Origin of the sequence: Moorena sp. SIO1G6, assembly GCF_010672795.1 — a bacterium.
GTDB classification, from domain to species: domain Bacteria; phylum Cyanobacteriota; class Cyanobacteriia; order Cyanobacteriales; family Coleofasciculaceae; genus Moorena; species Moorena producens.
The window spans coordinates 1-10,884 of record NZ_JAAHFZ010000104.1 but is presented as its reverse complement, the minus strand read 5'-3'; the positions used below and the strand labels follow the sequence as shown (position 1 = coordinate 10,884).

At 45.2% G+C, this 10,884-nt stretch carries 6 protein-coding genes; 2 read left to right on the top strand and 4 right to left on the bottom strand.

Annotation, left to right across the window (positions count from 1 at the left end):
* Positions 1 to 232: 232 nt before the first annotated feature.
* Both F6K63_RS35435 and mnmE read right to left on the bottom strand, forming a co-directional pair.
* A complete protein-coding gene (locus tag F6K63_RS35435) occupies positions 233 to 985 on the bottom strand; it encodes a TauD/TfdA family dioxygenase (protein ID WP_008179108.1) in 753 nt (250 codons plus the stop codon).
* A 1,100-nt stretch (positions 986 to 2,085) separates the two neighbouring features.
* Positions 2,086 to 3,465, bottom strand: a complete 1,380-nt coding sequence (gene mnmE, locus F6K63_RS35430) for a tRNA uridine-5-carboxymethylaminomethyl(34) synthesis GTPase MnmE (RefSeq protein WP_287296342.1) — start codon at positions 3,463 to 3,465, stop codon at positions 2,086 to 2,088.
* On the opposite strand from mnmE, the gene F6K63_RS35425 reads away from it, so the two are divergent.
* Complete coding sequence (locus F6K63_RS35425; RefSeq protein ID WP_131826988.1) at positions 3,451 to 3,681, top strand: hypothetical protein; 231 nt, start codon at positions 3,451 to 3,453, stop codon at positions 3,679 to 3,681. The genes mnmE and F6K63_RS35425 overlap by 15 nt on opposite strands.
* A 752-nt stretch (positions 3,682 to 4,433) precedes the next feature.
* Positions 4,434 to 8,441: a CHAT domain-containing protein gene (locus F6K63_RS35420; RefSeq protein WP_287314798.1), complete on the top strand. Its 4,008-nt coding sequence runs from the start codon at positions 4,434 to 4,436 to the stop codon at positions 8,439 to 8,441.
* A 225-nt stretch (positions 8,442 to 8,666) separates the two neighbouring features.
* Here F6K63_RS35420 and F6K63_RS35415 read toward each other — a convergent pair whose 3' ends face one another.
* Positions 8,667 to 10,208 (bottom strand): phytoene desaturase family protein, encoded by a 1,542-nt coding sequence (locus tag F6K63_RS35415; RefSeq protein WP_008179114.1) that lies wholly within the window; start codon positions 10,206 to 10,208, stop codon positions 8,667 to 8,669.
* A gap of 50 nt (positions 10,209 to 10,258) precedes the next feature.
* Positions 10,259 to 10,615: a Spx/MgsR family RNA polymerase-binding regulatory protein gene (locus F6K63_RS35410; protein ID WP_008179116.1), complete on the bottom strand. Its 357-nt coding sequence runs from the start codon at positions 10,613 to 10,615 to the stop codon at positions 10,259 to 10,261.
* Positions 10,616 to 10,884 lie beyond the last annotated feature (269 nt).

The following is a 10,884-nucleotide window of genomic DNA, read 5'->3' as shown; positions in this document are numbered from 1 at the left end:
CTGCCGACTATAAAGGCTCCACTCTACTTACGGTAACTTCAAGCCCTCCGGGCATTACTACTTTCAGGTCGGTAAGTTACGGGTCTCTCTCCCGGCTCAGCCTGCGGTTTCTCAGCCTGTACCCTATGCTTTAATTGCTTTAATTACACCCTAGCGCCAAGGTATTGTCAACTCGGCGACTCAAGTCGCTACGGTCTTTCATCCCCGGTTTAAAAACACGGGGCTTTCAGCCTTAGGAGTTCCGTAAGAAGATGCGTTGTAGTTCTCGAGTGGGATCGCTATAGGTGGTTCTTGAATGTGCTATACATTTGTTGTCCCAAAGCAACAATGAGTATTGGTTCATCCGAATAGCCATGTGATTTTCTTCGTAATACGCTAGAAATCGGTCGGCAATTTCTCCCAAAAACGGCTCGGGAGTAAAGGGCTTTAGGTTCTCTGGATCGGGGCTGTAGTCACCGTATTTAATATAGTTACAAGAAAAGCGGAAAACAGGCTTCTTACCCTCAAATGACAGGATCGGATGAATTGCTCCCTTGGTGCGGTTGGCGTGGACTCCCCTGGTGGCACCAAAATGGTGTCGAGTCTCCATGAGTTTTTTCTTTTCTTCTTCCGTAAGAGTCTTCAGGAATCCTTCCACATAAGCCAACGTGGTCATCCCACCACCACAATCAGAAGGCTTTTTGCACCAAAGCACTAGATAGTTCGGTGGGGTTTGATAATCGCTGGCTTCTGTATGAGGAAGCAAACGCCTTTCACCTCTGGCATCGGAAAATTTCATCAATTCTGGTTCATATCTGACATAGAAAATCGGTTGCCCATATTGCAGGATTAACTCACCACCTGTGACCAATTTTGAAAATTCGATCCAGTCAAAATTGGGGTCTTCAGTTTCCACATAAATAAAGTTGTTTTGCTCCAGTAAGTTCTGATAATCAGTAATTGATTTATCAAATTCGGGCATTTTAATTGCCTGAGCAGTTAACATCAAAACTCCTTTTTTTTATAAGGCTGACAAAAATTAACTATAGGGGAAATAAATTCAATACTGGTTACTTGTTTACATTTTTTTAAAAAAAAACACATAATAAAATATAAAACAACTAATTATTAAGTAATTACAATGGATTCGTGATATATAAGGGTGTTTCTCAACCAGAGGTTTTGCCATTTATGCCACGGGGGACTTTCATCTGTTCAAAGTTTCCCTCTTAAGCTGCTGTGCATTTTCTTGATGCCGTCGCTCATGGGGGAAACCGCCTGTTCCCTTGCTGCATCGCTTAAATTGCCTATTTTCCAATTAGAAAAAAACCTCAAAACCCTCTCCCCATCTACTATCTACGCCAGCTAGCCAGTTAAGTGTGTAACAGCTTATTAAGGGGGGCTGTAGTCATAGTCAAGCTTTTAGCATTTAAGACAAGCTTCTAGATTCAGTCTCTTAGAGACTTTTTGTTAAATAAAGGTTAAAGTTAGTTAAAGTTAAATAAAGCTTAAATTATTGCGTAGGGTGAGATAGGCGGCGAGTACTTTAAAAGCTCACCTGTAGCGAGAGCTGTCTGCCTTAACTCACCCCTATTAAGTACTCTATATTTCTTAAGATTTACTTTATAAATAGTCTCTAAGTTTTAGAGCAATTCTGATTTGGGTGAGGTTTTTAGGGAGCTAAGGCCGTGAGCCACGCTTACTGGCAGAGCCAGACGCTGCGCGAACGCGAACAGAGCTGGTAAGAGGGAAGAGGTAAAAAATAGTGAATAATGGATAATTGCCTTTTGCTGATTACCCATTATTCACTATCCATTAGCAGCCCAGTAATAAGATAAGTAATCGTAAGCATTCAGCTATCAGCCGTCAGCCGTGAGCTAAAAGCTCACGCTACGCGAACAGCTTATTTTATTCAAAAGCACCATTAGTAACGTACGCTATGGGCATAAACTGTTCCCGTAGCGTGGCCACAGACCTTTAGCAGGGATTGCGCTACTTGAGGTGCTGCGCGAACAGTAGCGCATTAGCACCTCAAGTAGCGTGGCCGTAGGCCTTTAGCTGATAGCTGACGGCTGAATGCTTACAAGTAATCAAACAAACTTAATATTACTTCCCAATACAGAAACGGCTGAAAATGCGGTCAAGCACTGATTCGGTTACTTCCTCTCCTGTAATTTCTCCCAAGGCTTGAATTGCTCCACGCAAATCTATCGTCCAAAAATCTAAGGGTAACTCTTTTGCAATAGTTTCTTGCACTTGCTGAAGAGACATTTTCGCCCGGGTCAACGCAGCAGCTTGTCGTTGGTTAATCGCTAAATCTAAATCAGCGGCTTGCAGGTTGCCACGATTTACTGCGTCAAGAATTGCCTTCTCCAGAGCATCAATCCCTTGATTGTAGGCAGCCGCTGTCTTCACTACTTGCTCTATAGTATTAGGATAGCATAGGGTAGATTCACTCTTATCACTGGCTAGGTCAGTTTTGTTAATTACTAGAATTACCGGACGTTCTTGCACCTGTTGGTAAATTTCCTGGTCTCCTGCACTCCAGCCAGTGGTTGCTTCAATCACCAGTAATACTAAGTCAGCCGCCATCGCTGCACTACGCGATCGCTCTACTCCAATCTTCTCCACTTGGTCAGCCGTTTCCCGAATTCCTGCTGTATCGAGCACCTGTACCGGAATTCCCCCAACTACTAACTGGGATTCTACTACATCTCTAGTGGTACCAGGAAGGTCAGTGACAATAGCGCGATCGCATCGACTCCAGGCATTCAATAAACTGGATTTTCCGACATTGGGTCGCCCCAGGATTACCACTTTTAAACCTGTGCGCAATAGCTCACCTTGATCCGCTGTGGCTAATAGTTGGGATACTTCTGTTAAGATATTGTTAAGTTGAGCTACAATTGCGCCTTGATCAAGGGGCGGTAAATCCTCCTCAAAATCAATTCGAGCCTCAATTTCTGCCAAAATATCCAGGCAAGTAGCTCTAGCTTCCCGAATGGGTGTGGCGAGCTTGCCCTGCAACCCAGCTAGGGCCGCTTGAACCGCTGCTGGGGAGCGAGACCCCACTAAGTCAGCAACACTTTCTGCTTGAGTCAAATCCAAACGCCCATTCAAAAATGCCCGCAGGGTAAATTCTCCTGGCTGTGCTAATCTCGCTCCTTGTTCTAGGCACAATTGCAACACTTTTTGTACAGGCATGATCCCACCGTGGCAATGGAACTCTACCACATCTTCACGAGTGTAGGAACGGGGAGCTTGCATAATTAGCAGCAATGCCTCATCCACTAGCTGTTGGGTTTTGGGATGACGCACATAGCCGTAGAGAATCCGGTGACTCTCCCAAGCCTGACGCCCCGGTGCCTGGAATAAAGTACGGGCAATTGCGATCGCATCTCTTCCTGACAGTCGCACAATACCGATACTCCCTTGTTGGGGTACAACTGCTGTTGCGATCGCAGCAATGGTTTGACTCTCGAACATTTCAGATCAAATTCGGTTAACTTACCATCATATCCCTTTTCGTGGTATAGGAGTCGGGAGTCGGGAGTCGGGAGTTGGGAATCGGGAGTCGGGAATCGGGAATCGGGAGTCGGGAGTCGGGAATCGGGAAAAAATGCTGTTTACCTGATTAGGCTAGAAACCGCATCACCTATTAGCGTAACCGAAAATTCCAGGCACTATTTGGGAAGTGATTAACCAGAGTGGTCAGCGGTCAGCGGTCAGCGGTCAGCGGTCAGTGGTCAGCGGTCAGCGGTCAGTGGTCAGTGGTCAGCTTAAAACAAGGTAATAGACATCTCCATAAACTCGGTTTTGACCCAGGCAGTGCAAGGGTTTGAGGTTAATTTTTGGAGATGTCTAATAGGTAATAGGTAATAGGTAATAGGTAATAGGTAATAGGTAATAGGTAATAGGTAATAGGTAATAGGTAAAAAATCCTATCTACCTCATAGTTATGAAAAGCGCTGATAGCTGATTGCTGATAGCTGATTGCTGATTAATTATAGCTGATTGCTGATTGCTGATTGCTGATAGCTTACGTATTAGCAGCAAAGCTTACTGCTGTTCGCGTAGCGTGGCCAAAGGCCTTTAGCTGATTACTGACATAGTTTTTGATATTGCCATTAATGATAACAATAATAAATGAGTTGTGAAAACGATAATATTTGGTAAATTTCTACGAATAAATCCAAATTTTACATTATTTATTTCACGGTAGAAATATAAGGGTAATCTTACCACTACTCTAGTATTTATTTGTATTTTTTTTATAAAGATTACCAGGTGTTTGTGAAGTTTTTAAATCCTATAAAACCTAATTTATCAAGATTGCAATAAATTTAACTATATAATAAAAGATTCGATTAATTTTGTTAATTATCCAGCAATTTAAATTTAAAATTAAAACCGATTAAGATAACGAAATAAAAAAGATTTTACGAATAAGCCAGATGAAATTAGCTGTGAGTAGAATTAGTCAATCCCTGAGCGTCCTCTATGTGTTGGCAGGACCTCTTTGGGTTATACCGACAATAGCACAGCCGATTCAAGCCGATCACACCACTGACACGGAAGTTATCCAAGATGGTAATCGCTTTGATATTGACGGAGGTACTCAATCAGGTGATGGCTCTAATCTATTTCACAGCTTTCAGGAGTTTGGTTTAGACCAAGACCAAATTGTTAATTTTTTGTCTCAACCCGGTATCAAAAACATTCTCAATCGGGTTACAGGTGGCAACGCTTCAGTGATTAACGGTCTCATCCAAGTCACAGGGGGCAACGCCAACCTGTTTTTAATGAATCCAGCGGGGATAATTTTTGGTGCCGATGCCCAGCTGAACATTCCAGGATCATTAACCGCTACCACCGCTACAGATATTGGCTTTGGTGATAATAATTGGTTTAGTGCCTTTGGTGACAACGACTACTTGTCCTTAATTGGAACACCTAGTGTATTTAGGTTCGAGACATTAGGTACACCAGGAGCCATTATCAATCAGGGCCAGCTAGAGGTGACACCAGGAAATAACCTAACCTTACTGGGTGGCACTGTGATCAGTACTGGAGAACTGGCAGCACAAGAGGGAAAAATTACGGTAGCTGCTGTACCAGGGGAAAGTTTAGTGAAAATTACCCAAGAGGGGCACTTGCTGAATTTGGAAATTCACCCCCTACTCACTGACCAACAATCCTTGACACCTGTGCAATTGCCTGAACTTTTAACTGGCCCTGATGTAGGTCATGCCACAGAATTCAAGGATAATGGTGATGGTACTGTAACGTTGCAGGATTCAGGCATCACTTTGGAGTCTGGGGATGTAGCGGCAAAGGAAGTAACGGCAGAGACTGCAACCCTGTCCGCCAACAATAACCTGACTCTAGTAGAAAGCCAGCTGTCTACCACGGGAGATTTAAACCTACTTGCCCAGAATAAAGTGGTGGTAAGGGATACTGTTGAGAATCCCTTCAATGCTATAGCGGGAGGAGACCTCTACATTCAGGGGGATTTAGGCATTGATATTCTGGCACTGAATCATCCCAAGACACCCTTTCAGAGTGGGGGTAATCTCAGTTTAGTTAGTGATGGGATTATTTCCGGAGATGCTCACTTTGCTAGTGGTGGTAGTTTCTCGATTCTGAATTTATCCGGTAAACCAGGTAATTTTCTGAGCTTCTATGACCCGATTATTATCTCTAGAGGCGATGTAAAATTTGGCGATTATACAGGAGCTTCTCTGAAAGTAGAGTCTACTGGAAGTATTGAGGGGGGAAATATCAAGATCACACAGCCAGACACCACTGGCTCGATTCCCACTTCAGATCCAGATTTTGAGAATTTGACCCAACGCCGCTCTCTGATTTTGCGAGCAGGTTTGAGTGAGGATCAATTGAGTAATTCAGTTAATTTTGATCCTAATCAATCAGTCACCGTAGAAGGGACAGAATTCTCTAATCTTGAACAGAATTTACCTGAAGGGAGTATCACTATTGGTGATATCGATACAAGTTCTAATCCGAGTGATGCTGCACCTGTAATCTTAGGTGATGCTGGACCCGTAATCTTATCAGCTCAAGACGACATTATATTCCGTAATAATGATCGTCCGGATGTTACCACGATCAGGACGACAGAAACAGGGGGTAGTAATTCTGGTGATGTAACCTTGGAAACTGCACAGGGAAGCATTGAGGTAAATGGTGAGACTCTCACAATTATCACCGAGGCATCAAACGGTGGAGATTCTGGTAACTTAACCTTTAACGTTCCAGATTCAAACAATGTTAACTTTGAGAATATTGAGATCAACACACAAGCTCAGAGGGGTGGCAATGGTGGTGATATCATAGTCTTCGCTCCTGACATTACTAGCGAAGCTGATGCAGAAGCAATACGAGAACAAATAGAATCTAACTCACGGTTAGATGCTCTCAGAGGTACGGAAGGAGAGATTACTATTAATCCGGGAGATCCAACGGATGATGGCACAGTCACACCACCGGATGATGGCACAGTCACACCACCGGATGATGGCACAGTTACACCACCGGATGATGGCACAGTCACACCACCGGATGATGGCACAGTTACACCACCGGATGATGGCACAGTCACACCACCGGATGATGGCACAGTTACACCACCGGATGATGTAACAGTTCTACCACCGGATGATGGCACAGTCACACCACCGGATGATGGCACAGTCACACCACCGGATGATGGCACAGTCACACCACCGGATGATGGCACAGTCACACCACCGGATGATGTAACAGTTCTACCACCGGATGATGGCACAGTTACACCACCGGATGATGGCACAGTTACACCACCGGATGATGTAACAGTTCTACCACCGGATGATGGCACAGTCACACCACCGGATGATGGCACAGTCACACCACCGGATGATGGCACAGTCACACCACCGGATGATGGCACAGTCACACCACCGGATGATGGCACAGGTACACCACCAGAGAATGTAACGGTTTTACTACCGGATGATCTAACAGTTTCACAACAGGTAGACTCAAAAATCCCCACACCGGATAACTCATCAATAACACCGCCAGAGGTTCCACCATTGGTAGAGCAACCAATCACACTGGAGGCGACCGTTAGAAGTGACCTAGTCTATGGCATAGAAAAAGCCTTCACAGAAGAATATCAGGCATACTTTCTGCGACAGCTCAAGACCAAAATTTCTACTCAGAATGATGTGCGCGATCGCATTCGTGAGCTTGAGCGGGAGAAGGGTCTCAAGACTGGGGTTATTTATGTCAGTTTTGTCCAAAACTCCCTGACATTACCAGGAACTCGATGCCAAACTCCAGCAATCCCAGCAGCCGAAATTGACCGAAGATTTGGTTACCGACCCTCTGATCTACCTTTAGAACCGGAAAAATGCTTACAACAAAACGATGACCAGCTAGAACTGTTGCTGATCACAGCAGACGGTAATCCAATTCTGCGGCGAGTCTATAACGCAAATCGTGCTGAAGTCCTAGCTGTGACTAGGACCTTTCATCGAACACTGATAAATCCCCGAAGCTTGGATGATAAGGATTATCTCAAACCAGCTCAGCAACTTTACCAATGGCTGATCGGACCGTTGGAGGCTGAGTTAAAAGCTAATAAGATCGAGAGCCTGATATTTGCCATGGATCAGGGGTTGCGCTCCCTACCCCTGGCTGCTCTCCACGATCAAAAGAATTATCTAGTGGAAAATTATAGTGTCAGCCTGGTGCCTAGCCTTAGTTTGACCTATTCTCGGTTTACCCATGTTCAATCCTTGCGACTGCTGGCGATGGGAGCCTCCCAATTTTCTGATAAACAGGATTTGCCTTGGGTAAAAGTCGAGTTACAAACAATTATCAACAAACTGTGGAAAGGTAACTATTTTCTCAACGAAAGCTTCACTCTGGAAAATTTAAAGGCTCAACGAAAAAAACGGAAATTTGGCATCATTCACTTAGCTACCCATGCTCAGTTTAATCAGGGAGCTCCTGAAAATTCTTATATTCAAATGTGGGACGAAAAACTGGGGCTCGATCAAGTGGAAAATCTGTTTTCTGAGCCATCGGTAGAGTTGTTGGTACTCAGCGCTTGCCAAACCGCTTTGGGAAATCGGGAAGCAGAGCTAGGTTTTGCTGGCTCAGCCTTTCAGGCAGGGGTTGACTCCACTCTAGCAACCCTTTGGTCTGTCAGTGACCAAGGGGCTCTGGGGCTGACTACAGAGTTTTACCGTCAGTTGAACAAGACACCGAGTAAAACTGAAGCCTTGCGACAGGCACAGTTGGCAATGATTCGAGGCAATGTCCGGATCGAGAATGATCACTTATATAGCTCTGGCAAGAAAATTGCTTTATCCTCAGAATTGTCAGGATTTGGAAAACAAAGCTTTACCCATCCCTATTATTGGGCTGCTTTTTTGCTAGTTGGTGATCCTTAGTTATAGGTAAGCTATCAGCTATCAGCTATCAGCTATCAGCTATCAGTTATCAGCTATCAGCTATCAGCTAATGCGCACGCTACTTGAGGTGCTTTTTAATAAAAGAGGTAAGCATTGGTTTAATCTGAGTTAAGTCTGCTGACGGCTGACGGCTGACCACTGACGGCTGACCACTGACGGCTGACGGCTGACGGCTGACGGCTGACGATAGTTGCCCAATCTAGGTCACAACCCAATCGTTTTCAGCATTTCCAAATGCTTTGAAACCGGTACAAGGGTATTGGCAGTAATCATCCCGCTGGCGGCAACTGCTGGTAAACCAATACCGGGAAAGGTTGAGTCTCCACAGCACATTAGTCCAGGTAGGGGTGTGCCAGGACCAGGAAAGATGCCAACTCCTGCTCGAATTGCTGGACCGTAGGAACCTCGGTGGCGGCGCAGAAAGCGTTCGTGGGTCAGTGGTGTACCGACTAGAGTGACTTCACAACGGGAACGAATGTCTGGAATGATCCGCTCCAATCCTTTCCACATGATTTCTGCACGCATCTGCTTTTGTTGTGCATAGGCTTCACTGCTACGACTCATCCCCTGCCAGAGTTCATAGGGTTCGTTACCTGGAGTATAAACGTGAATCACGTGTTTTCCTGGTGGTGCTAGGGATGGGTCTAAAAGGGATGGAATCGATAGCACTACTATATTCTGGGGAGCGGTAACACCCTTTTCCCAGTCATTAACGATAATGTAGTGGCAGGCTAGGTCTTTTTCTAGTCCTTCAGCATCAATGCCTAAGTGGAGATGCATGAAGCTATCACACTCAGGGGTGGCGTTTCTCTTGGCTCGATAGGATTTTGGTATGGCTGAATCTGGCAGTAGTTTGAGGGTATCCCATACTGAGATATTAGACACTACTGTTTTACGGGCTCGGATTTCTTTGCTGCCCCTCAGACGCACACCTACGGCACGGTTGTGCTCGACTATCACTTCTTCAACATGAGCATTAACTATCAACTGACCACCATGTTTTTCTAATCCCCGCACTAGGGCATCAACTAGGGCACCACTACCACCAATGGGATAGTCTAGCACTACCCCTGGTCGATACCATTCCGCAAACATAAAGGCCATCTCTGCCGCAATGGTTCCATCCGCTGGTAGTCCAGATAATAGAAAACAAAGCAAATCCAGCCAATTACGGCTAAAGTTGTCTTTGAGAACACCGTCCATTATCTGGCTAAAGGGTCCTCTGAGCTTGATAGAATTCCCAAGATATGGTAGGAAAGAGGGGGCAAATCGGCTGAGGGTGACCACTGCGCCAAGATCAAAACGGATGGCAGCGAGGGGAATTGCGATCGCAGCCTTAGCTAGGGGTTCCATCACCCGCTGAAGCTCACGCCATTCGGTTACAGCATCTTTACCACGAAGCCTGGCTAGAACCTCACAAAACTGATCCGCACCAACGGAGGTGTCAAAGTCACCTTCAGGCAAACGGCAACCCCATGTCTTGTAGGTTTCCCAAGATAAATCCTCACCAATGGCATCTAGCAGTTGTCGCAGAGGATTAGAAGAAGGGCTATAAGACAAACCTGAGTAAAGAGACGGACCGGAGTCAAACTTGAATCCATTGCGCTCAAAAGCGTGAGCAGCACCACCAGGGATTGAGTGGCTCTCGCAGACTGTGACGTTAAAACCGTAGCGAGCTAGAAGAGAGGCGCAGCATAAACCACCAATCCCACTGCCAATTACAACTATATCTGTTTCTTTACTCATCCTTGGGCTCGATAGTTTGGTTTATTCTATTGATAATTACGACAAAAATACTATATTACCAATTTTTCTCGTATCGTTTCTTCATTTGCCCTAAACCCTACCAACACCGCTGTGCCATCCTTCACAAACAGGGGTCGTTTCAGCAGCATCGCATCTTTGGCAAAGGCTTCAACCCACTGCTCTTCGGTCCAAGTCTTTTTTTCTTCACCTATTTCACGGTAGGATTTCCCAGACGTATTACGCATCGGTTTAGAGCCCAAGGCTTCTACCCAGCTGCTAATCATATCAGCAGTTGGTGGATGCTCTTTGGTGTTAATAAAATCATAGTCAACACTGTTATCTTCCAGCCATTTAAATGCTTTTTTGCAAGTGCCGCAGTTGGGAATACCGTAGACTTTAATTGACATAATTTCTATCCTTATTTTTAAGCATTCAGCGGTTAGCGGTCAGCGGTCAGCGGTCAGCCTTCAGCCTTGGCCAAAGGCCACGCTACGCGAACAGCGGTCAGCTTATTTTATTCAAAAGCACCTCAAGTCGCGTGCGCTAATCGCTGATAGCTGATAGCTGATAGCTGATAGCTGATAGCTGATAGCTGATAGCTGATAGCTGATAGCTGATAGCTGATAGCTGATAGCTGATAGCTGATAGCTGATAGCTGATAGCTGATAGCTGATAG